Annotated in this window: 26 protein-coding genes and 2 pseudogenes; 12 read left to right on the forward strand and 16 right to left on the reverse strand. The window is 61.6% G+C overall.

The window, feature by feature from the left end; genetic code table 11:
- Positions 1–165 precede the first annotated feature (165 nt).
- Positions 166–1,119, forward strand: coding sequence for a hypothetical protein (locus ON44_RS53205; protein ID WP_040700427.1), 954 nt, complete (start codon positions 166–168; stop codon positions 1,117–1,119).
- A gap of 53 nt (positions 1,120–1,172) precedes the next feature.
- Here ON44_RS53205 and ON44_RS53210 read toward each other — a convergent pair.
- The 6 genes and pseudogenes from ON44_RS53210 to ON44_RS41635 form a co-directional block, all read right to left on the reverse strand.
- Positions 1,173–1,475 (reverse strand): annotated as a pseudogene (locus tag ON44_RS53210) (transposase); the annotation flags it as partial.
- Between the two features lie 41 nt (positions 1,476–1,516).
- Positions 1,517–3,640: a hypothetical protein gene (locus tag ON44_RS41615; protein WP_218007764.1), complete on the reverse strand. Its 2,124-nt coding sequence runs from the start codon at positions 3,638–3,640 to the stop codon at positions 1,517–1,519.
- On the reverse strand, positions 3,637–4,293 hold the full coding sequence (locus ON44_RS41620) for an ABC-three component system middle component 2 (protein ID WP_083898494.1): 657 nt from the start codon (positions 4,291–4,293) through the stop codon (positions 3,637–3,639). The genes ON44_RS41615 and ON44_RS41620 overlap by 4 nt, the downstream gene beginning before the upstream one ends.
- A complete protein-coding gene (locus ON44_RS41625) occupies positions 4,290–5,327 on the reverse strand; it encodes a serine/threonine protein kinase (RefSeq protein ID WP_174415259.1) in 1,038 nt (345 codons plus the stop codon). Before ON44_RS41625 ends, ON44_RS41620 begins: the two co-directional genes overlap by 4 nt.
- A 357-nt stretch (positions 5,328–5,684) precedes the next feature.
- Complete coding sequence (locus ON44_RS41630; protein WP_040700429.1) at positions 5,685–6,566, reverse strand: phosphotransferase enzyme family protein; 882 nt, start codon at positions 6,564–6,566, stop codon at positions 5,685–5,687.
- A complete protein-coding gene (locus ON44_RS41635) occupies positions 6,563–7,870 on the reverse strand; it encodes an NsdA family TPR-like regulatory protein (protein WP_245567539.1) in 1,308 nt (435 codons plus the stop codon). Before ON44_RS41635 ends, ON44_RS41630 begins: the two co-directional genes overlap by 4 nt.
- A gap of 188 nt (positions 7,871–8,058) precedes the next feature.
- On the opposite strand from ON44_RS41635, the gene ON44_RS53620 reads away from it, so the two are divergent.
- From ON44_RS53620 to ON44_RS41650, 4 genes are read left to right on the forward strand one after another with little or no spacing between them, the layout of a single operon-like run.
- Positions 8,059–8,184, forward strand: a complete 126-nt coding sequence (locus ON44_RS53620) for a hypothetical protein (protein ID WP_281005845.1) — start codon at positions 8,059–8,061, stop codon at positions 8,182–8,184.
- Between the two features lie 44 nt (positions 8,185–8,228).
- Positions 8,229–9,155 carry a Gfo/Idh/MocA family protein gene (locus ON44_RS41640; RefSeq protein ID WP_245567540.1) on the forward strand — a complete coding sequence of 309 codons (927 nt, stop codon included), beginning with the start codon at positions 8,229–8,231 and terminating at the stop codon, positions 9,153–9,155.
- Positions 9,152–10,405: a DegT/DnrJ/EryC1/StrS family aminotransferase gene (locus tag ON44_RS41645; RefSeq protein ID WP_040700431.1), complete on the forward strand. Its 1,254-nt coding sequence runs from the start codon at positions 9,152–9,154 to the stop codon at positions 10,403–10,405. The genes ON44_RS41640 and ON44_RS41645 overlap by 4 nt, the downstream gene beginning before the upstream one ends.
- A 6-nt stretch (positions 10,406–10,411) precedes the next feature.
- Entirely contained in the window at positions 10,412–10,852 is a 441-nt protein-coding gene (locus ON44_RS41650) for an NUDIX domain-containing protein (protein ID WP_040700432.1), read from the forward strand.
- Positions 10,853–10,960: 108 nt separating this feature from the next.
- On the opposite strand, the gene ON44_RS41655 is transcribed toward ON44_RS41650, so the two are convergent.
- The 5 genes from ON44_RS41655 to ON44_RS41675 all read right to left on the reverse strand — a co-directional run bounded on the left by ON44_RS41655 (position 10,961) and on the right by ON44_RS41675 (position 12,626).
- A complete protein-coding gene (locus tag ON44_RS41655; protein WP_040700434.1) occupies positions 10,961–11,242 on the reverse strand; it encodes a hypothetical protein in 282 nt (93 codons plus the stop codon).
- Positions 11,243–11,245: 3 nt separating this feature from the next.
- Positions 11,246–11,443: a hypothetical protein gene (locus tag ON44_RS41660; RefSeq protein ID WP_245567541.1), complete on the reverse strand. Its 198-nt coding sequence runs from the start codon at positions 11,441–11,443 to the stop codon at positions 11,246–11,248.
- Entirely contained in the window at positions 11,443–11,928 is a 486-nt protein-coding gene (locus tag ON44_RS41665; protein WP_040700436.1) for a hypothetical protein, read from the reverse strand. Before ON44_RS41665 ends, ON44_RS41660 begins: the two co-directional genes overlap by 1 nt.
- Before the next feature lie 189 nt (positions 11,929–12,117).
- Positions 12,118–12,345, reverse strand: a complete 228-nt coding sequence (locus ON44_RS41670; RefSeq protein WP_157187583.1) for a hypothetical protein — start codon at positions 12,343–12,345, stop codon at positions 12,118–12,120.
- A complete protein-coding gene (locus ON44_RS41675; protein ID WP_157187584.1) occupies positions 12,342–12,626 on the reverse strand; it encodes a hypothetical protein in 285 nt (94 codons plus the stop codon). The genes ON44_RS41670 and ON44_RS41675 overlap by 4 nt, the downstream gene beginning before the upstream one ends.
- A 222-nt stretch (positions 12,627–12,848) precedes the next feature.
- Here ON44_RS41675 and ON44_RS47545 point away from each other — a divergent pair, with 222 nt between their 5' ends.
- Positions 12,849–14,078, forward strand: coding sequence for a helix-turn-helix domain-containing protein (locus tag ON44_RS47545; protein WP_157187585.1), 1,230 nt, complete (start codon positions 12,849–12,851; stop codon positions 14,076–14,078).
- A gap of 107 nt (positions 14,079–14,185) precedes the next feature.
- Here ON44_RS47545 and ON44_RS53215 read toward each other — a convergent pair.
- Both ON44_RS53215 and ON44_RS54450 read right to left on the reverse strand, forming a co-directional pair.
- Positions 14,186–14,329 (reverse strand): annotated as a pseudogene (locus ON44_RS53215) (Lsr2 family DNA-binding protein); the annotation flags it as partial.
- Between the two features lie 339 nt (positions 14,330–14,668).
- Positions 14,669–15,289, reverse strand: coding sequence for an alpha/beta fold hydrolase (locus ON44_RS54450; RefSeq protein ID WP_083898496.1), 621 nt, complete (start codon positions 15,287–15,289; stop codon positions 14,669–14,671).
- Between the two features lie 405 nt (positions 15,290–15,694).
- On the opposite strand from ON44_RS54450, the gene ON44_RS41690 reads away from it, so the two are divergent.
- The 6 genes from ON44_RS41690 (at position 15,695) to ON44_RS41715 (ending at position 19,839) form a co-directional block, all read left to right on the forward strand.
- On the forward strand, positions 15,695–16,015 hold the full coding sequence (locus ON44_RS41690; RefSeq protein ID WP_040700442.1) for a WXG100 family type VII secretion target: 321 nt from the start codon (positions 15,695–15,697) through the stop codon (positions 16,013–16,015).
- The gene (locus ON44_RS41695) at positions 16,012–16,308 is read left to right on the forward strand and encodes a WXG100 family type VII secretion target (RefSeq protein WP_040700443.1); all 297 of its coding nucleotides are present in this window, start codon (positions 16,012–16,014) and stop codon (positions 16,306–16,308) included. Before ON44_RS41690 ends, ON44_RS41695 begins: the two co-directional genes overlap by 4 nt.
- Positions 16,305–17,720 carry a WXG100-like domain-containing protein gene (locus ON44_RS41700; RefSeq protein ID WP_040700477.1) on the forward strand — a complete coding sequence of 472 codons (1,416 nt, stop codon included), beginning with the start codon at positions 16,305–16,307 and terminating at the stop codon, positions 17,718–17,720. The genes ON44_RS41695 and ON44_RS41700 overlap by 4 nt, the downstream gene beginning before the upstream one ends.
- 3 nt (positions 17,721–17,723) lie before the next feature.
- On the forward strand, positions 17,724–17,999 hold the full coding sequence (locus ON44_RS41705) for a hypothetical protein (RefSeq protein WP_040700444.1): 276 nt from the start codon (positions 17,724–17,726) through the stop codon (positions 17,997–17,999).
- A complete protein-coding gene (locus ON44_RS41710; RefSeq protein WP_040700445.1) occupies positions 17,996–18,430 on the forward strand; it encodes a YbaB/EbfC family nucleoid-associated protein in 435 nt (144 codons plus the stop codon). Before ON44_RS41705 ends, ON44_RS41710 begins: the two co-directional genes overlap by 4 nt.
- Before the next feature lie 788 nt (positions 18,431–19,218).
- Positions 19,219–19,839, forward strand: coding sequence for an Rv1289 family protein (locus ON44_RS41715; protein ID WP_040700447.1), 621 nt, complete (start codon positions 19,219–19,221; stop codon positions 19,837–19,839).
- Positions 19,840–20,317: 478 nt separating this feature from the next.
- On the opposite strand, the gene ON44_RS41720 is transcribed toward ON44_RS41715, so the two are convergent.
- The 3 genes from ON44_RS41720 to ON44_RS41730 form a co-directional block, all read right to left on the reverse strand.
- A complete protein-coding gene (locus tag ON44_RS41720; RefSeq protein ID WP_157187586.1) occupies positions 20,318–20,806 on the reverse strand; it encodes a hypothetical protein in 489 nt (162 codons plus the stop codon).
- Between the two features lie 68 nt (positions 20,807–20,874).
- Complete coding sequence (locus ON44_RS41725; RefSeq protein ID WP_040700449.1) at positions 20,875–21,933, reverse strand: hypothetical protein; 1,059 nt, start codon at positions 21,931–21,933, stop codon at positions 20,875–20,877.
- Positions 21,926–22,150: a hypothetical protein gene (locus ON44_RS41730; RefSeq protein ID WP_157187587.1), complete on the reverse strand. Its 225-nt coding sequence runs from the start codon at positions 22,148–22,150 to the stop codon at positions 21,926–21,928. The genes ON44_RS41725 and ON44_RS41730 overlap by 8 nt, the downstream gene beginning before the upstream one ends.
- Positions 22,151–22,408 lie beyond the last annotated feature (258 nt).

The following is a 22,408-nucleotide window of genomic DNA, read 5'->3' on the forward strand; positions in this document are numbered from 1 at the left end:
TTCGATTGTCGAGTCTCCGCCCGCCGCGGGCCGGATGACATGACGGCGGGCGGTTTACCCTCTCGTCTCGTACATCAGCGAGTTGGTCGACAGCCGACAGGTAAATCGGTTGCTGCCGTTCGTATCCTGGAAAGTCCGAGTAAACGCGGGAGTTCGGGAGCCTTGGTGGTCATTGTTTCGGCGCAGTACCAACTGCCCCACCATATTTGGGTCGAGAACGCGGTCTTAGGCTCGCGCTTCGACACCTACATCGGTGCCGCGCGCGCGACCGTGGTCACACCTGCTCCAGAGGGCCTAGCGGACTCCGCGCAGCACCCGTCCTTGGAGGGTGTGCCGGTGTCTGCGTGGGACCCAGCCACGCCGTGGACCACGACGTATGCCGCTTTCAACGTCGCCGACGCTACCGCGCTGCGCCACATCGGTCTGGAGCTGCGCGAAGACGGTCGGGACGTGCCGGCGCGGTTTCTGCACCAGCAGAATCAGGAGGACAGGATCGCTGACTACACGGCGAACATCATCGCGGAATGGTTCGCGTGGGTTGAGGACTGGGTGTCGGTCGTGACTGGCGAGGACATCAACCACCGACAGCCGGTGTTCGATGCCAACGTCATTGGCCCAGGGCTGCAGTTGTGGCGCGGGGGAAAGTGGAGCGATGGCGGCTTTCGGATTATGACACCGAGGCCCCAGCCGTTGTCTGCGGTCTTCCTGCAAGCCATTCTCGACCGGGTAGCTGACGGCGAACAGCCCCCGGTGGAGCACCAGCTCCGTCGTGACAGCCTCGGCGCGTTCCGCCGCGGAGATTTTCGCAAGGCGGTTCTGGATGCGGCAACGTCTGTGGAACGATGCCTTATCGTTCTCATCGACGAGATCGAGCAGCGCACGGGGGACAAGTGCACGGCCAGAGGCATGGTCAGACGATCGAACTGGTTGGTGCGGCACGAGCCGTCCTACCAGCCGCACTCAGACCTCAACCGGCTCGCCGACTGCCGCAACGCCGTTATCCACGCGGGAGAGTCGGTGTCTGAAAGCGATGCGAGGTCAGCTGTTGAGGTGTCGATCGCCGTCGTAGAGGCCCTCGGCGCGTCCCGGGATCCCCGGCAGCCGGTATCTGGCCCCTAACCACCGCCACGACAGTCTGGTCCGGGTTGGATTCCGAGACCCGGTGTGGCTGCAGTCGAGACACCGACCAGCTGGCTGGTCGCCACCACCGAGGTAGGTGCCAGGTCGGCGCCGATGGTGCGCTTGAGCAGCCAATCCGGAAATCGCTATCCTGGCGCAACTTCGGATTCGCGACATCGATCGCGCCGACTCTGGTGTCGAAATCCCTGTGCCGGCGCCCGTTTCGGGAATTAACCCGATCATCGGAACGCTCACCGTACGCGGGACCGCACAGCTTGTCGGCTCCGGCGCTCATCACGGCTAGGATGAACGTTGACACCAGATGGCGGCGCAAGGTCCGGGCTGGCGGCGGCGAGTTAGTCGCGAAACATCTTGCTCATGACGCGGCGCTAGGCATTCAGGCCACCTCATCCTCGATCAGCCCATACGGAGGCCGGTCCGCTCGCCGCGAATATCGGACGACGACCTCGTCGTCGGCCGAGGTGGGCGGGGCGTTGTCCACGACGAGAATCTGGGCACCTTGTCCAGGTCCAGCAAGCCAGTCGTGAAGGTGTTTGTAGAAATCTGTGACGGCCACGCTGTCAGCGAACTCTGCGTCACGGTTGCCACTTTGTCCGAGATTCTTTTGTGGACTGTCGATCATCAGAAAGCCGGGGTGGGAGCTGCCGGTCTCCCATGCGATCTCGAAGAACGCCAGGATCCAGGCTAGCGAGATCAATGTGCGCCCGCCTGAAGAAGCGTGTGCATAGCTTGAACCCCGCATGTGCGGGACAAGATTCCTGTCGATGAAAGCCTGTTCGAGCTTAGGATAGCACCAGGCGACAAGGATCTGCGCGTACCGCTCACTAACACGGTGGATCACATCGTTGCGATCGGGCTGCGCCGTGGCTTCTGCCAGCTCCACCCGCAATGCCTTGAGACTAATCTCAAGCCTCGCAACCGCGGCGCCGCGGCGGTCGAGGCTGTCGAGCAGCTTGATAGCGGTTCGTGCCCGCTCCAAGCTGGCGGCCGCAGCCTGCTGCTGACGCATCAGGTCGTCGCGTTGACTGAGAAACGGGCTGACAGCCTCGTTTGTGGCAATATCGACCGACCGAGCAAGCCTAGCTTCTTCGTTGTTGGCTGCTGTTGCGACCGTTCGAAGACTAGCTAATTCTGCGTCCAGGTCTTCGACGTACTTGGTGATCTCCGCTAGGCGGGCTTTGGTGGCCCTCAGCTCTGAAGAAACGTCGAACTTAGGTTCTGTCATCGCGTCGTCCGAACTGGTTATCTCTATGGCGCCATTGCCGATTCGACTGTCGTACGTTGCACTCTGCACGGCATCAGGCGCCATAATTCTGGCAGCGCAGAGAGTGCAGTGTCCATCGGCGATATGTGGAGCATTCTGCAGGGCGGTCAGGCATGCCGGGCACACCTTTACGCGAAGTGGATCGAAAAGCATCCGCGCTTCGGCGAGCATCGTAAGTTTGGTGACGTCGTCTGCATACTGAGCTCTCAGCGGAATGAACCGGCGCAGTTGCGTCTCACGGTCACGAAGCAGCGCGGCAGCTTCCAGGGCACGACGTGCTGCGTCGCGATGCCGGGTCCGCAGCTCCGTCGCAAATGTCGATGTCGCGTGGATTTGGTGATCCACGTCTGCCAATGCGCGCATCGCTTCGGAGGATGCGTGTTCAGCGTCGTCACGGGCCAGTTCGACCTGGATGCGGGTTCCAAGTTCCTGTTCATCGAGAAACACCTGAGTCGTGGTGTATTCGCCGCGTGCGTTACTTAGTCTGGATTCCAGTTCTTTCACACGCCGGCCGAGTTCGATTGCTTTGTCATCGTGGATTCCGAATACCACATCCACGACCTGCCGCAGCTTGAGCTTCTTCACTTGGTGAGAGCTTTCGAACAACAGGTTCTTGTCGTCGAGGCGTTCGTTGGGCATGTAGCACAGCCACATCAGGTCTCGAATGCTGAGCGGATCTGTGGCGGACTCTGCTTGCGTGGGCGCCTCCCGCAGTTCCACCCCCTCCAGGCCGCAATAGGACAGCAGCAGGCTGGACAGGCTCTTCGGGTCGCCGGCGGGTTTGACGACGCGCTTTTCCATTGGCGGAGTTTCGATCTCGCCAAGGCGTCCCCATCGGACGAACGCGGTCGTCGAGGCTTCCCCCACAGCCCGTTCGATGACGTGCGGCTGATCGCCGAGTTCCACCTCAAGCAGTGCCGCCCTGACCTTGCGAAGGATCTCGGGGTGTCGCGGATGAACGTCGGCGCCGAGACAGTAGGCAATGAACTCGAGTACCGAGGACTTGCCCGTGCTGAACGCTCCGGCGATCACCGACAGCGACCGCGGACGTCCGTCCTTTGCATCCCGAAAGTCGACTTCGTAATCGCGGTCGATTCCCTTCAGTCTCAGTCGAAGAACTCGGATGCCTTGTCGAAGGCTGGGTTCCTGTCCGGAGCCATAGGGCCGCTCTTCTTGGGTATCCGGGATTGCTGTCGCTTGCGGCTCAGTGTTTATGGGCTCTTCTTGTGCGCTCATATCGGCAGTCCGTCGTCAGTGGATGAGGCGGCCCCGACGCCCGGTAGGCCATCTATGGCCGACGGATTGTGCAGCAGAACGACCGTGTCGAGCAGGTTCAGCATCTCCGGTCGAGGGGTGTCACATTCGACGGTGGTCCAGGTATGCACCGCTTCACGAAGACGCTTGTCGCTCAGTCGTTCAAGGCGGCGGACGATGATGTCCACTGACAAACAATAAGACCGTGCGTAGACAGCTGTGAATTTCCCCGCCAGGTCGATACCCGATGGCGTGATTGTGTAGAAGATGCTCTTGTCGACGGTGGGCGTGACCAGACCGTAGGCGATCAGAAGGGCCAGGTCGTGTTGGAGGCGCTCTCTGCGAGTAGTGAACCGGTGCGCTGGGCTTGCATAATTCAACGCTCGCCCGTCGAAGCCCGCCAGCAGCAGGCGTTTTCGGTCCATGTCTTTTTCGTCGGTGAGTACGAGCAAGGGATTGGCGACCAAGAAGTCATAACAACCCAATCGCTCCAACGCGATACCAGGCTCCCGCATCCGTTGCAACGACGCCAGGAGGAGAAGCAACTGGGCAAGACGGAACACGACGTCGTCTTCCGGCACCACAACCGGTGGACGATCAGGTACTTCCGCAACTAGGACAGGAGGTGTCGTCATGACGTCTCGGTAACTGACGGCTCAGAAATACTGGTGGTTTGATCCGGTCGGAGCACATCGTCAGCCTGCACATGTTCATCGGCAATCTGACGCCAGTGCCTCACCCACCCTGCTCGCCGACTGTCAACCACACGGTGCATCAGTCCACAGGTGTGCACAGGGCCGCCGGGCAGACCCGCGCCCAAAGTTGTGTGTTGTGAACGAATTTCGCTCATCACCGCCTTATGCAATCCGAGCAGAAGCGCGTCCTCGCTTGCTTGACACGCCTCGTTGAAGTTGTCCTCCCACACGCTGTGTACAACGGCATCGGCTGAGGAGAGTGCTGCGACTTCAGCAGGTACACCCTTGTCGACTATCTCCCGTGCCATGAGCTCTGCATTGAAAAACTGCTGCTTGGAGGTCATAACCTCCGTATGTCCAGCTTCCCGCAATTGTCGAACGAACAGCGCCGTCTCCAGCCTATCGGCTTCCGCCTCGGCTAGGCCCACGACTTCGACTGTAGGCCGCGCAGATCGGGAAGGCCCATAATAGTGTCGGCGGACCCATTCCGCGTCAGGCGAGATCAGCAACCTGCGCAGCTCGGTCTCATCCCACAGCTCGATAACGATCCCGAACTCACGTTCTTTCCTCCGCTTCCAGTTGTCCCACCACTTCGTCGTAGGACCGTCCATGCTCGACGGAACGCAAAGGATCCACTGAGATAGTGCGAAGCCCTGGTTTTTCGCATTCTTGACTACCGAGCTGAAAGATTCGCGAATCTTTTCCTGATGACTTTTGCCGACTTCAGGATAGAAGTACTTCGACTGCCAGACTGTCACCACGCCGCCGAGGTTGCCGACGAAGACGTCGATACCCCAGTCGCCAGGGTTCGCCGCGACCACCCTTGCCACCCCAGGCCGGACCGCACGGACCAGTTGGCCGATCATCTCTTCAAAGTCCTGCCGGGCCCCATGCACATTGGCGCGCACTTGGTGCGCCGCGAAGTTTATGGGGAAGCCGCCAGCAGGCACCCCGGAGGGCGGTTGCGCCGTCACGACAGCGTCCTGTGGCATTGGCGAACCCCTCCGACCCGATTGGCGAAGCCCGACGACCGACGTCGCGCCGTCCGTCAAACGCATCGCGTGATCAGTTCAGTACGTTACCGCTGATCATGGATGTCCGAGCCGTTTCGATGCCGACTTTCAGCAGCCAAACACCCGAAACCTCAGGCCCTGTCCCCCGTTTCCCGCGCCCACGGCAAGAACCTGCGACAGCCGATTAACGCTTGAGAGATCGGATTCTGAGCGTCACACCCTGCCGTTATCAGCAACGCACGTTAGAGTGAGGGCCGGGCAGCGAGCACGCACCCGAAACATTGTCCCAATATCAATCGCGACGACAAGCAGGCTTACTCAGAGTGCCTTCCATATCCACGGTTGCGGTACTTGCCCACGCACGCAAGCAATTCGATGCTTCGCTTGTTGCGCCGCATTCTCATTCGCTGCTGCTCGCTCTAACGCGAACCCCACCCAACGTAGCTCTTGGATATCGGCGAAGAGTCTGAAGTCCGACCATCCCGTGATGTCCTGGCCGCCATAAGCGTTCACGAGCGACAGGTAGTCAGCCGCGGGAATCCGCGCGAAGTCGGTGTAGTCGACGGCGAGTTGAATGAGATCCCATTCAGGTCGGCCAATCGACACCTTGTCCAAATCCAGGACTGTGGGAGTGCCCGATGGCGGCACGACCAGGTTGCCTTGCCAGGCATCACCATGAATCACCGTGAGCTGTAGCGGATCCGGCAGCTTGTCATATTGCTGATGTAGTTCGTCGTATCGCGTCAGTAGCCACGTTCGGTCATCGGCGTCCACCCTGTGCGCCGTCGCCAATCGTTCGCGAAGGTCACCGAACGGGTCGTATGTCGGCAGCACAAAATCGGCCGGTGGCGTCAAGGAATGCAGTGCGTGCAGCATTGCTCCCAGTTCGGCAGGGGTGGCGGGCCGATGGTCCGGGATAAGATGCCACCAGGTGACGGGTCGGTCGTCGACAACGATCGGTTGAGGCAGTTCCGATACCGTCTCCACGGTCGGGATGCCGGAACTGTTGAGCCACTGCGACACTCGTAACTCCCGCTCAGCATCCTTCAGGCTGCCCGGTCTCCCGATACGTGCCACGATGTCACCGACGCGGTAAATGGCGTGGGATCCCTCGCGGATCATCTCCTGCTCGTTCAGGGCAAGACCAGCTCGTCGGGCAGCCTTCGCCAGTGTTGCCTCGGATGACGGTGTGGCGGTCATAGCGCTGCTTTCGCCGCAGATCGGCTGGTGATGATCTCGCACAGTTCTACGACGTCCCTCATTCGCCGGTGACGTGACGAGGCAGCGGCCAATCGCTGCAGTTCCTTCTGGATGCGATGGGAATCGAATTGGCTCGCCTGCGTGGCGGCGCGGGTTCCGAGGGCGACTGCTTCTTTCGGGTCGCCGAGCTGCATGGTCAGAGTAGCCAGTCGGGTGAGCGAGAACGTCTGGGAACGGGGGTATTCCGCGGCTTGAAGTTCGACGGCTTGTCGAATCCGGTGGGCTGCCAACTCGATTCGGTGGCGGGCCCGCGCGATCGGGATCAGGGCCTTGCCGGTGCTGCCGAGGTGCTCGGCCTCGTCGTAGAAGCACAGCCAGGGAGCGTCGGGGGCGGGGCTGCGCTGGGCAAAGTACTCGTCGGCGCGTGCCACCTCGGAGAGTGCGTCGTCAGGGCGTTCCATGGCGGCAAAGTATTGGGCACGCAGAGCGCTGAGCATGGCGCGTGTTGTGGCGGAGAGCCGGTCGGATCGCACCTGGGCCAGCTCGATGAGCGACAATCCGCCATCAGGATTGCCGACATATGCCATCTTGCGTGCCATGTCGGCGATTGTGCTGGCGCGCAGTTCCCATGATCCGGCTGTGTCGGCGCACCATAGGGCGAGCCGGAACCTGCGCTCGGCCGCCGCATGATCGCCGATGTCGAAGGCTGCATATCCGGCGACGCTGCCGAAGTTGCCGATCGCTTCGAGCAGGGCCCGGCGGGTGCCTGGCGACGCTTTTCCATCAAACAGGCGGACGAAGCGGCCAAGTTGTCTGCCCGCGACAAGGCTGATCGCGCCGCCACCACGCAAATTCTCCGCCGAAGCGATTGTGCGCGTAGCAGTTTGGATGTCGATGACTTCGGTTGTGCCGACACGGCGGATCGGCTTGTCGTCGGCGTTCGGGCCGAAATAGTGGGCGGGACCGATGCCTGGATCGAAAGGACTGAACAGGTTTATCGCGAGCAACCCGTCTGGCTGTGCCGCCACTTCGCGTCGCCGACGATTCGGTACGAAGCCCAGTTCGCTTTCGGTGGCGTGCAGGATGGCGCGGAAGGCTTCCCGGTAGAGCTCGTTGGGCCAACGGACAGTGCCGCGCTCGTAGCGGGCGATGGTGTGGGCATCGAGTTCGCGCCGCTGACCGTGCTGGCGCCAGATGTAGGTGTTGACGGCCTCGGCCAGCTCGGCGCGGCCCATTACCTGACCAGGTGTCACCTGCGACGGTGTGGCTTCCCGTCGCTGCTGGAGTTGCACGTTTGGTTGCATGCGTTTCCCTTGCCGGTATCGGTCCGTTGAGTCTATCCAGCGGCACCGACCCTGAGTCGGGGCAGATTATCTGCCCCGTAACTTGCCCTCTTTTGGAAGCGCCACGTGCGTGAGGCTGAAACAACGGCTCCGATTTGGCGGGGGCCGTCATGCACAACGTGATCAGTTGGGGGAACCAATGAGACCATGTGAATCGGTCCGGGGCGCTCTCGGTGCGGCACCAGCGTCGCGTACCGTCCGCCCGGACGTTGGATCCGGGTGGCGCACAGCGCGCCGTGGCGCTGACCGCAGCGCGACACTGCGCGCTGGTGTAGTGGGCCTCGGGCATCAGGCTGTCAACGATCACCTACCTGCGCTGGTGGCCTCGCATCACGTCGAGTTGGTCGCCGTCTGCGATGAGGACCCGAACGTCATGCGCGAGCAGCAAGCGTTGCATCAAGTGCCGGGCTTCGCTGATCACCGCGAGATGTTCGAGGCGGAGCCGCTCGACCTGGTGGTGGTCTGCGTGCCACACGACGCCGGTCGGGCGGTCATCGAGTCGGCCGCGGAGCACAAGGTCCATGTCCTCAAGGAAAAGCCGTTCGCCACCGACCTGATCGAGGCCATCGAACTAGCGGATTTGTGCGAACGATCCGGCATCGAGCTGATGGTCACGCTGCAACGGCGATTCAATCCGATCTATACGAGCTTCCCGCAGCTCGCTGATCAGATCGGCGCACCGTTTCTTATCGACGCGCGCTACACCGTGCATGTCGATGACCCGTCCGAGGGCTGGCGCGGGCAGACCGCCAAGGCGGGCGGCGGCTGCGTGATCGACATGGGCTACCACCTCATCGACCTGCTCCTGTGGTATTTCGGATTGCCGGACAGTATCGCTGCCGAGCTGTCGGTCGGTGCGCGACCGGACCGGCGTTACGACGCCGAAGACACTGCGCTCATTCACTTTTCCTACGACAGCGGCCTATACGGCTCGTTGCTCCTCTCGCGGTTCATCGGGCCGAAGACCGAAGAGATCCGACTCGTCGGGTCTGACGGCGTCGTGCATCTGGAGCGTGGGCGAATCCGCCGACTAACCAACAGCGGCGAGGTCATCGAGTCACTGCATCGTGAACAAGCCTGGCCCTCGGCCGCGGCCTGCCAGATCGACTACTTCCAACGCGTCATCGACGGCACCCGACCCAATCTCAGCGGTCCAGCCGAAAACCTCGCGCACATGGCCTTTGTCGCCGCCTGCTACGAGGCTGCGCGCACCCACATCCACCTCAATCCCAAGGAGCTCTTGTGACCTCACCACTGGCGCTGCTCGGCGGCGCGCCTGTCATATCCGGAGTAGCGCGGCACTTTTCATGGCCGCCACTGACCGAGGCCACCAGCATCGACATCCTCGACCAGCTCGACGAGGGCATCTCGATCTACGACCGCTCGGGTGTCATCGCCCGACTCGAAGATGCACTTCAGCACTACTTCGGTGTCCGCCACGCCATCCTCACCAGCTCAGGCACATCTGCGCTGTATTCGATGTACGCCGCCTGCGGCATCGGGCCAGGCGATGAAGTGATCGTGCCGGCATACACGTTCTTCGCCACCGCCACACCGCTCTTGCACCTGGGCGCGACCCCAGTCCTGGCCGACTGCGACACGAGCGGGAACCTCGATCCGGTCAACGTGCCGCGACGTATCACCGAACGCACCAAAGCCATTGTGGTAACGCATATGTGGGGGATGCCCGCACAAGTCCAACGTCTGCGCACACTGGCGGACGCTCACGGCCTGTTACTGCTCGAAGACGCATCCCACGCTCACGGGGCGAGCATCGGTGAGAAGAAGCTCGGTACGTTCGGGCGAGCCGCCGCTTTCAGCATGAACGGGCCGAAGCCGCTGTCTGCCGGGGAAGGCGGCTTCATCCTTACCGATGACGAGGAGGTGTATCACCGTGTCTTGCTGCATGGTCAGTACAACAAGCGGTGCCGAAACGAAATCCCAGCGCGTTCTGAGCTCAGTCGCTACGCCGTGACGGGCATGGGACTCAAGCATCGCATCCACCCACTGGCCGCAGCCATTGCGCTGGAACAGCTTTCACATCTGGATGACTATCTCGCAGGGCGGCAGCGCATCGCCGAGCACATCCACGACGAACTCCAGCGAGAGCCGGGCCTGACCCTCACCTGGCACGAAGCGAACACGCGACCAGCGTGGTACGGACTCACGATTCTCTACGACGGCGAGTTCTTCGACGACGTGCCCGTCGAGCGCTTCCACGCCGCGTTGCAGGCCGAGGGCTGCCACGAATTCGACCGACCAGGATCGACCTGCCCGCTGAACCTGCTGCCTCTCTTCCAAAAACCAGGTCCACTGTTTCCCGCCTTCACTGGCAAGCTGGCTTACGCCCCTGGTGACTACCCACGAGCCGAAGAGCTCCACCACGCCACGCTCAAACTCCCTGTTTGGCATCGAGACGAGGACCTGCCGCTCGTCGACCGCTACATCGAAGCGCTCTACAAAGTCATCACCCACCACGCCGATTTGAAAGGGTAGAACTAGATGATCGAGACAACACTGCTGGAGCAGTTGACGCGGGAAGCCGACCAGGACGAGGTACAACAACTCGTCGTGGGCGCCGTCGTCCAACACGGCGGCAAAATCCTACTGCTGCAACGTCCCGCCGACGACTTCATGGGTGGGATCTGGGAACTTCCCAGCGGCAAAGTCGATCCCGGCGAATCCATCGACCAAGCCCTGATCCGGGAAGTCAAGGAAGAGACCGGCCTCGACGTCACTGCCATCCGAAACTACCTGGGCGAGTTCGACTACCAATCCGGCAGCGGCAAGAAGAGCCGCCAGTTCAACTTCACGGTCGAGGTCGCGAATACCGACACAGTGCAGCTGACCGAACACGACGCGTTCACATGGACCAGCCTGGTAGAGGAACCACCGGTTACGGATGCCGTGAAGCAAGTCCTGGCGCGATATCGGGAGATCTGAACGGGCACAGGCAGTTCGGCTGTGCAAAGCGGCGAAACTGAAGGCTCATTCGCCGCCAACAGCCCGCTTCGGAAACGGAGCGGGCCACGTTGACGGCGCATGTCCGAGCTACTGGTCATCTGCGGCGTCGTCGATCATCGGAATTACCTCGGTGTCGTCATCTTCGCTCCACCACCGCCGCGGCCTCGCCAACGGCGATGCATTCGTCAATACTTCGTCGCCGAGCTCGTACTCGTTGGACTCCCACGGATCGTCCCTACTCGACACGTTCCCTACCGCATGCCGCCCCTGTAGCTCGGTCGTCTTCCACCAGTAGCCCAACCGGAAGCACAACACCGCTGTGAAGACGACTGAGCCGCTCCACGGGATGGCGACGAGCAGCGTTGGCATCGTTCAGGATTCGTCCTCGCTCACGAGCAGATATGCCGCCTCCGCATGCACCACGCAGTCATCCGGATGGTGGTAGCGGTGGATCTCGAGGAGCTGGCGAGCACGATCAGGAGTGAGTTCCATCAGGTGCACCTGACACATGTACTCCGCGAGCACTCCCTCGGCTTGAACGAATGTCCTGTGGCTGAAGGAGTTTGTCATCAGCACTCCGCCTCATCGGGCGATCCATTCGCCTGCGGTCTGTCAGCCTCGTCGCTGGTTGGTCCTTCCGGCCGAATCGTCTTCGGCGGAAACACACCCCCGGCCTTGTCCGGCAACCGCACCCGTCCAGCCCTCGCATCGGCGACCAACCGGTCGAGAGCTTCGATCTGCCGATTCAGTTCCACCGCATCGTGTTCGGCGTGGGCGGAATGGTCCTGCCGCAGCGCCACCAGCAGGTACTTCCAACTCAGCCAGGCCACCATCTCGCCATACGACGACGGATTCGTCGGTGCGTCAGCGTCGACCGTAATCCCGCTGATGTGCCCGCCCGCTTCGCGGTCGATCAGCCACGTCAGCAGTGAAAGGTGCTCCTCAGCCGGGACGCCCGTGTTGCGGCGATGCTCGTAGGCGTAGCGCCAGATGCCGATGTACTGCCGGGCACAGCGCATGAGTACCGTGCCGGGTTCGTTTACGCTCGCGAACACCCGCAGGAACGGCCCCGCATCCGGCAGTGGCTGATCGGGCCGAGCCTCAACCGGAGGGGCTGAAAACAACGCCGCTCTGTTCAGTGAGAGCTCGAATACAAATTGATCTGGTGGTTGATGGTCAGATTGCACAGTGCGCGTCCCTTTACATTTCGCAGACAACTGGTGCTCGATGCTTGGCCGGTGAGGTCAGTCCCAAAGTTCGCCGCACGGCAAAGGCGGCAGATCGAGGCGCACATCGTCATCGACCGTGACAACGAATTCAGGAAAGCCCTGGGCCAGTTCATCGGCCACATTTTGGGCTTGTTCGGCACTGGCTTGGTAATCCAAGTTCAGCGCTCCGAATTCGATGTGGATGTGGCGAATTCGACGCGGCGGCGATGCGACATGCGACTGGTGTTTCGTCACCACCATCACCGCAGTCTGTTCGGGGCTAGAACCATCCGGCCGGCGTCGATCAGGATCTGCTGTGCGGCAGCCTTGCGCGGGCACTGCTTCGCACGGCAAGCAATATGGATCTGCATGATCTCGTGCGCTTGGGCGATCGTGAACGGCAGCATCGGTGCCTGATGGGCACCCGCGTCGCACAGGGCGATGAGTTGGTACATGGCAAGAGAATTCGTGGGCATCGGGCGTCCTTCTTCCGGTGCAGCAAGCAGCAAGGTCGGGCGGTGCCCGGCACCGGGGGCTTTGGCCACCGGCCCTGGCTGACAGGGGCCAATGTGCCGCCCGAGGGGGTAACAGCGTCGGCCCGGTGCCGGGTACCGAAACCGACCGTAAAGCCGCTAAAACGCCGGGTGGGCGCAGAAATTTAGGTTTCCGTTTCGTTTATACGAAAACCCATATATTCTGCGGGGGAACGGTTTTCAGGTAGACAGCTTGGGCAAATCAGCCGACAATTGGGGACGCTGGATATGTATATGACAACCGGCGAAGTCATCCGCCGGATCAGGAAATCTATCGGGATGACCCAGGCAGAGCTGGGAGGGTTGCTCAACTTCTCTCAGCCCGCAATCTCGGGCTTGGAGCGCGGCGGCCCCGCCTCACACGACGTCCGTGTCCTGCGACTCGTCGCACGCGCGCTTCAGGTTCCGCTGGCCATACTGGTAGTGGAGTCGGACGAGGAGGCAGACGTGGACCGTCGCAACTTCTTCAGAGCAGGGGCACTTGGAGGCGCAGGCGCTGCCATGGTCGCGGCGAACGTGCCAGCCCACGCTGCGTCATCCGGGATAAAAGTCGGTGCCAGCGACGTCGCTCAAATCACGGACAGTATCAACCAGATTCACGAGTTGGATCTCGTTGTTGGCGGTGACCGGCTGTGCCATCTGGCGGCTGGCCAGGCTCGCTACGTCCAGCAGCTGCTCGACAGGGGCAGCTACAACGAGGACACCGGCAAAGCGGTGGCCACGACCACCGCAGAGATGATGACCGCCGCAGGATGGGTGCACTACGACGCGGATCGTAGAAACGCCGCCCGCCGCTACTACGCCGATGCGGCCCAGACGTCTGCCGCAGCAGGCGACGGGATCGCCACGTCACACGCGTTGCTCAACGCCAGCATTCTCGACCTGGATACCGACGGGCTGGAAGGACTTCCCGGCCGTCAGCCACGTCCGCAGGATTCAGTACATCTGACACAGGCCGCGCAGGATGCAGCTCGTCGCAGCGGTGGCCCGAAGGTGCGCGCACTGACCACTCTTCGCGAGGCACAAGCGCTGGGTGCCGCTTCTGACAAGCCAGCGATGGAGAAAGCGCTTAGCCGGGCACACCGCGCGTACGAGTCCGGACGAGGGTATGACCCCGATTGGGTATGGCTGCCCGAAGCGGAGTTCAACGGGCTGACCGGCATTTCATACGTGGGAACTGGTGACTACAACCAGGCCGTGGCTTACCTGCAGGAGGCTATTGCCGGTACAGCGCAATGGCCCCGTGAGCGAAGCGTGTGGCAGTTGGAGCTTGCCCACACCCACATCAAGGCTGGCGATGCTGCCCACGGCTGTTCGCTACTTACGGCAAACTTCAACAGCATCAGCGCGGTTGGGTCCGCTCGATTACAACGCAAGTTGGATGCAATCGCGACTGCGGTACGGCCGCATGCCGCAGTTGCAGAGGTGAAGCAGTTCCTGGGGATGCGCGCAACACTCGCGTAATCCCGACGCACTGAGATCATTCCGACTTTGTCGAAGCGCCGACAGCTGCTAATTGCTCGCCCTCTTGTAGGCCTCAACCACTTCCATTGAGATTCGCCCGGGCGGCTGGACACTTCCATGCCCTTCTTACGAGCCCAGTCTCTAATCGCCTGGGTCTGCTCGCGATCGACTGCTGGCCGCGCCTGGCGCTTGCCCGGTGGCGCCCGACCCACCTTGCGCGCATGCGGTGTCCACCACTCGAAGATGACCATGGCATCGCACACGAACCCTGCCACGCACGCGTCCTCGCCGATCTGCACTCGGTCGCACACAATGCGCCGGGCACGACTCTCGTCCGGTCACCGATCAGGCAGCCGTAGCTGATCCGGGAACGATCCTCGAGCACAGTCCGTACCCAGCGTGGTGCCTTCGTTCACTACCACCTGGTTGAACAACAGGTTGCGGTCTCCGATTACGACAGGTTCACCGATCGTGTGCTGCTCGCGTTGCGCGTCTCGGATACGGGCTTCCTTCGGATACCCGAGCGTGCAATGTTCCCCGACGATCACGGAGTCGGATCGGCGCATACAGTTGCGAGAGCTTCACCCCCGTCACGACATCGACTGTTCGACCAGCCAGTCGACGGTCGTGCTGATCGCTTGGTCTTCGCGTGCCCGGGAATCGAATCCGTGGTCCGACCCGGCAATCGTGTGCAGCGTGATGTGTGATCGCGATCGCGCGGCCTGGGCAGCGACGTCATACGACACTGCCGTGTCGTGGTCGCCGTGCACGATCAGCGTCGGCACATCTGCGGCATGGAAGTCATCCAGCGGCTGGTAATGCGCGAACTCGGTGAACAGGACACGACCGAGATCGTAGATCGCCTCGATCACCGAACCGTTGCACGCGAAGTCGGCCCGAGTCACGTTCTGCATCCGCCGCGGCGTGTATCCCGTCGCGGCGAGAACGAGATCACGCCGGACACCCATGTGCTCTACCAACCGGAGAGCTTCTGAGGCCACCGCCGACCTCAGTTGAGCAGGAATCAACCGTGGCACCGCGACGTAGCCAGCACTCTCGAACTCCTTGCGTGCCAGCGTGATCCCCGCATCGTCAGCCAGTGTCTGAGCGCCCCATCCGTCCAGTTCGTCCTCCGACCAAGACCCGTCGCTGATCCACCAACAAGTCCCCTCCACACGTTCGGTAGCCGTACATCTGCCGCCACGCATCATCCAACCATCGCGGTCCCCGGCAGCGTGACCGACGAGTACGGCCGCTCAGGTGGGGATTCCTCCAGTGCCCGTGAAAGTCGCATGGGGAGGAGCGAAATGCAGCCCTAGCCACAGCTTCCGGGGCCGTAAACAAAGCTAGATCCCGCACTCCCGCAAGATCAGCCGCGCCCCTGCCTGCCCGAGCTGCACGCGCAGATCATCTGGATCGACCCCCAAGGCGCGCAACGCCGCGCGCTCCTAATCGTCGATACCCAGTTCGACAGCATCGTGTCACGCCTGGTTCCAGGCGACATCGGGATGTCCGCTGCCTGGCCCAGCTGTCCAGGCATGCCATGGCGTGGAACCGGGCGGGTGCGCTCTGCGTCATATAGTTCAGGGGCGAGCTGCACAACGGAGGGAGGCGGGGTGTCCGGGGAGCTCCAGGTCGAGGTGGACCGGCTACGCGCGGCGGCACGATTTACCTCGGGTAAGGCCCAGGCGATCCGAGACGAGCTGAAGAAGCTCGACGACACGATCGGTAAGGAACTTCTCGCCGATGGATGGCAAGGCAAAGCCGCCAGCGCCTACGACGAGTCCTGGCTCGAATGGAAGCACGGGGCCGAGACGGTCATCGCCGCTCTGGAGGAATCCTCGGCGAACCTCGCTGAAGCCGCGAACCAGTACGAGACGCGTGACACGATCAACCAGGATGCGATCACCGGACTACAGGGATTGGATCTGCCGTGACCGGTGATGATTACCGCGTCGACCTCGAACAGCTCGACGCCGCGATCGATACGATGGACAAGTTCGGACGCACCGTTGAGGGCTGGTTGGGTGAAATCGACCGGCATATCGCTGACCTGCACCAGACGTGGTCGAGCAAAGCAGCCCAGGCTCAGCGCGCCGCGCACGATAGTTGGATGGCGGGTGCCGCAGAGATGCGGGAAAACCTCGACGAGTTGCGTGAGGTGGCCCGTCGAGCGCACACGAGTTACGCCGCCGCAGTTCAAACGAACGTCGGGATGTGGCCGCAGTGACAACACCGACAGTGCCGCTCATCGTGCACCGAGGGGCTGAATATACCTCTGCCGGTGAGGTTTTCGGCCAGATGTCTACTGACACTGTTACCACCCACTCCGCGTTGGTCGCAGTGCTGACCACGTACGCGGGGATGGCTGGCAGCGACAGCGTCGGCGGGCAGTGGGCGTCAGGCTACGACGAAGCCGCCGAGCTTGCGATATCGACCTCATCCAAACTGGCAACCGCGTGCGGCCAGACCAGGAATCTGATCGTGGCGGGGGCATACAACCACCAGGTCGCCGAGACAAACGCGAACCCAGCCGACCAACAACCGCCCACCACACCACAACTCTCGACCGATCCCTGCCTCCCAGGAGACGCCCCTTCAGCAGCTGGGGACGGAATCCCTGAACCGTTCGGATGGTCCATCATCAAGGACGCCGTCGGGTTCGCCTGGCCCAACGGTCATCAAGACCAATTGAACGCCGCCAAGATTGCCTGGCACACTGCGGCGGCCGACTACCGCACCGTCGCCGGTCTAGCCCCGCAGGCGGTCGAGCTCCTCAACAATCAACAGTCACCCGAGATCGAGATCGCCGCCAGCACCTGCCAGACCCGGCAAACGGATTTCACCGCGTTGGCCGATGCATGCCAGACACTCGGCGATGCCTGCGGTGAGTACGCCCACCACCTCGACGAGGCGCACCACAAGGTCCTGGAGGAACTACGCGGAATCGCCATCGAAACCGCTGCCGGCGAGGTCGCTTTCGCCGCACTGGCGCCGTTCACGGCAACCCTGTCCGAATGGGTTGGCAACGCGGCCTTGGCCGGACGTATCGCGATCCGCGCCCGCCGGATCACGACATTCATCGGCGAACTCGCGACGAAGCTGACAAAGCTCATTACCGACGTCGTGAAACCACTTGCCGAACGACTGAAGCCGCTGTTCGAGCGAGTCCGCAACTGGGTCAGCGCCGCCAAAGTCAAAATGACTCCGTTCGCCCGACGTGACGCTGTATTAACCGATGGGCAACTGTTCTCTCGGATGGGACCCCGCACGAACCAGGAGGTTCTCGATAGCGGAAACCATCTGCCGATGACCCAAGAAACCATCGAGGAATACGCCCGCCGAGCCGGTGTCGACCTCACAGGCATCCGCGTAGACGTAGCAAGCTCCGCCGATGATGTGCGCTACTTCGACTACATGGAGGCCAGCGCCAGCACCGCCCCGGGACATATCGCGTTGGCCCCCAGCGCATTTGCCGATGAACAAACACTGCTCCGCAACTTGGTGCACGAGCGCGTCCACATCGACCAGTACGCACAAGGCAGAGTGGGAACAGGAGTGACCAGAGAGCTGGAAGACGAGGCATACGCCGCCGATGAAGCGTTCTGGCAACGCTATCTCACTGGGAAGAAAGGAGAATGAGCAGTGAGCGAATTCTATGTTGAAGACATCTTCCCGGTCAGTTTCCGACCGAACCCGTTCGTCGTCGGCCGGGCCGTCGGAGACTTCACAGTGGGCCAACAGGTCGAGCTGCACAAGAAAGACGGAACGACCTACCGGGGCGTTCTGGAAGCGCTCGACTTCCACCAGCCCGCGCCGGGCAAGTTCTCGCTCGTCTTCTCCACCGAGGTGTCGTCTCGAATCGAACCCGGCGACGTTATCTACTCGGTTCCCGCTGAGAAGGGTCTCCGCTCACAGTGACCACAGACATCCAGGAATGGGAGCGGCAACTTCAACGCGAACTCACCGAGATCCGCAGCAACAGCCAGCAACTCGCCGCAGCGATCGCTGTGGTACGCGGCCGTGGCGAAGCACGAGGAGTACTCGTCGAAGTCGACGCCGACGGCGACATCACCGACCTGCAGATCGCCCCAGGCGCTATGCACTCACCCGGCAGCCAACTCGCTGCAGTGCTGCGAGACTGCCACCGCAAGGCACGAGCTGACGCAAAAGCCAAGGTCAAGCATCTGGTCAACAAAGCCGACCCGCGGATCCGCGACCAACTCCAACATCTGAGCAGTGGCGAACAGAAAACCCTCGACGAGCAGCGTGAGCCGAAATCAGAAGCCGCGATACAAGCCGCCGACGATGCCTACTTCGAACGCATGAACCAACAAGGCTGGCGGACCTAACCTACTCACCAGCCACTACACAATCGAAACCTCGGTGCAATCGCTACTGAGGTTGATCTGGGGCAGAGCCGCGCCGACCCTGCTCAGCCCGAGCGGCGAGGTCTGCGAATCTGCTCCGCTGCCCCGCCAGCGGGGCCAAGTACCCCTTACTCTCGCCGTAGTAGTCAAACAGGCAGGAGTCGCAGACGATCGTGTTGCTCGCACCGGCACCGTAAAGGGCGCCGCCGTCGCGCGCTACACCGCCTCGGCATTCGGAGCAGAATCCCGGGTATTGGTTACGTTGCATAGTGTTCCCCATGAATGACATTGGTAGGCCAGGACATTCGCCCAGGATTTTCTTTGAATGATGCCAGCGAGCACCGACAAGTCACGCAAACTCCGCCTGTCCGTAACAGAGCGGCAAACGGAGACTCCGGTGCCAGCGCTCGCTCCTTCTCCCAGCATCACGGGCCGAGCAACCAATGCTCGGTCTCCCGCAACCCATCTGCCCGTCGCTGGGCAAGGTCGATCGCGCGGCGCGGTCATCGCCGAGCACCACGACCTCGAGGCCCGGGATGCCGGTCCAGGTCACAATCTCCTCGGCGACATGATCTACACACCCCGGCGGCATCTCCACCACGCGCCCGCCCTCACCGTCGTCAGCACCTGCAATCGCAGATCGCGAGTACCGGCCGCGCAAGAGTCACCAAGCATGTAGATACAGCGGAAGCGCCCTTGCCCGGCTCCAGGTTCGGGGCTCGTCAATAATCGGCTGACGCACAATATCCTAAAATGCGTACGCTACCTGCATGAACGTAGGCAAATCGATCCGCTACGCACTGGAATGCCTGGACCGTCACGAAGACGAGCCCGCGATGATGCACGCTTGCGCAGCCGTTCACGCCACCGCGAAGAAATGGGCCACCCGCAAGACTACCGATCGGATGGCGTTCACCAGCTTCCTCCGGGACAACTATGACATCCTCGGTCCGATGGGCGCGCGCGGCCTCAACGTCCAGGGCACTCGGTTCCCGCTGGCGATCACGTCCTCGCTGGGCGAGGGTGAACAACCCGATCTCGCCGACATCATCCTGACGATCCATCGAAACGCCCACGCGCACGGCGACGAAGTGAAAGTCGGTTTCGAGCTGACCGGACGGCAGGGACTCGTCAGCACAATTCACATCGACATCGAAAACAAGTCAATCCGACTGCCCTGGAACATCATTCCCGGACTGTGTGCGGTTGCCGTGGTCAGCGATCTGAACACCGACCAGTACGTTCCCGAAGGATGCCATCTCACCTACGGATATCCGATCATGCGGTTCGAGATCAACGAGTGGTGGGGACGCAAGCACGACTTCCTCGCCCAAATCGCCACACAGCCATACCCCGTGGTGAAGCTCGACTTCAGCAACGTCGCCACCTAATGACTAGCCAAAATTGGGTGAGGGCAGGCGCATACCCGCCCCACCGGTGTCGGAGCCATCGGTTGATGGCAGTGATGCGGACGGTGGCCTGGTAGCGGACAGCGAGTTCGTCGTATCTGGTTGCCACGGCGCGGTGTTCCTTCAACTGTCCGATCCCGTGCCCGATAAGCGTGACGGTCCTTGTATTGCTCGGAGTCCAGCGTTAGACAATTGGCGAGATTCTAAATCGCCACCAGCGTCACGGCACCGTCCACTCTGGGACGGGCTACGACCAATCCCACTGTCGACAGCAATCACCTGGATAATCCTTTGGCCCTCTGGCACCGAGAAGACCACATCTCCCGAGTACATCTGGCCTACCTGCAAGTAGCCGGAGTCTTTGTATTGGACGGGGCCGATACCGGTGTAGGGGAGTTGATGGACGATCTGGCCGGTGTTGGTTTGGATGTCGAAGGTGAATACGTCGATCCTTCCCGATTCACTCATCGTTGTCGCCATCGTCCGGCGAGATCGCCTCACTGTTCCGCGGGGCCTCAATCCGACGGATTCCACTCAGATCGAACGCTGCGTCGGACTCGGAACCCTGATCGCGAGCGGCGCGTTCCTCTTCGATCATCTGGTCGTGTGAAACCTTCGGCGGAACTGAACTCGATGTCTGCTTAATCCGTCCGGAGTCGCCTACCATGAATATTGCCCTGCCCACCGGCATGTCCAGGAACGCCCACGGGTCACTGTCGTCGATATCCACCGGCGCGTACACGTCCCACCCCACCTCGAAACGATCCGCCACCAGACCTTCAGTGGGGTAATCGATACCATGAGACTCGATCCACGCAACAACCATAGCGATCGCCTGTTGCTCGTCTATACGGACGCGCTCAGCGGGTGCCTTGGTCAAGAGTTCACGAATCCCCTTGACGATCGATGCGGGCCGGAGCGACTTCCTCTGCGGAACCAATTCACTCATCGTTATCTTCCTCCTCGGGAGAGATTGTTTCATCGGGTTCGGGCTTGGGCTCTGGATCGTGCGGTTGTTCATCCGCCCGGTATCAGTGATTCGAGGTCGTCTTCGAGCTCACGAATCTTCTCGGACTGCGCCGCATTGGCTCGCCGGATTCTTTCAGACTCCTGTTGGATTCGCTGCAGTGCCTGTTCCGGCGTTGTGAATCCGAGGGATGCGGCTTTGCGTTCCAGTGCGATTAGGCGGGTTTCCAGACGCTTCAGCGCATCGCGGTATTCGTGGACGTGAGCCTTCAGTTGTGTAAGGGTGTCCTCGGAATCGTTGTCATCGCGGTACCGGATGACGAATGCCCGCATTAAGGTGTAGTCCCTCGATTTGAATGCGGCAAAGGTACGCGCGAATTCGTCAAAATCGGTGTCCGATGTGTCGGGATGGACTTTCCGAGCAACGACACGTCGGAAATCGCTGCGAATCCTCGCTTTCGTGGCCTCGTCGAGATTGTCATCGGCATCGTCATGCCCGACGGCGAGACTTGGCGACCTGACATTTTCATCCTCCGAATCGCCGTCGCTGTCGGCATCGAATACCTCACGCGCGGCGGCAATTGCGGCCTTGATCTCGTCCACATCCAGGCACTCCCCGCTATCTGCTTTCGCCCGGAGACGCCGGTGTGCTTGTTGCAACTGCTCGCGCTGTGCCTTGCGCAGGTTGAGCTCCCACGCCGGTATCAGGATCTGTGCACGGAAAACGTCCTCGAGCTCCCGCATCTGCTCAACGAGAATGAGATACCTGGATAGTGCGGATACCACGGCGAGTCGTATGTCGGCGATCTTCCTTGTGACGCATGCCATCTCGTCGGCCTGGTCGGCCGCTTCCTGCCGGTCTTCGAGCCACCTGCTCAGCTCTTCCTCCAGCTCAGCCTCGGAGATTTCGGGCTCCAGATGGCGGCGGCAGACTCCTACCATTGCTCTGGTGGTTTTGGGGCTGGGCAGTGGCTGGTGCAGACGTATCGCCTTGTTAACGGTAGCGGGGACCAAACCGGACCTCCTGGCCACCTGCACCTGGTCCAAGCCGGTCTGCTCGACCAGATTGCCCAGGCGCCGTTTGAAATCTGCAACCTTGGTGTCACTCATCCCCGAACCCAGGCTGTTTCCGGAGCAGCAGCTCCGGGATCTCAGTTGCTGCTACCGCAGCGGCGACGACGATGGCGACTGCCGCCTTCGGCGTAACACCGTGTTCGACGAGAATGATCGTCGACAGGAGAACGACTACTAGGACGATCACGCGCAGCACCGGCAGCAGGCGCACGTGTTTGTCCCATGGGTAGGGGGAAGGGAGTGAGTCGATCATTGGCTTTGGTCCTTTCCGTGCTGTAGTGGGCCGATGGCCAGCTTCGCCGAGCGCTGGGGCATTGACAAGGGCTGTCGGGGACTCGGAAATTTCTTGGCGCGCAGGCGTATTGGATGACATATCCAGCAGAAATTTCCGACAGCTTGCCGGTGGTCTTCCAAGGCGATGCCTGCGGTTCGGAAACCCGTCTGGTCCAGCGCCGCTCGGCCGGAGGCCGCTACGGTCTAGAGAGAATCCAGTGGGTTGAATCTGGTGATG

Origin of the sequence: Nocardia vinacea NBRC 16497 (genome assembly GCF_000308835.1) — a bacterium.
GTDB lineage: Bacteria > Actinomycetota > Actinomycetes > Mycobacteriales > Mycobacteriaceae > Nocardia > Nocardia vinacea.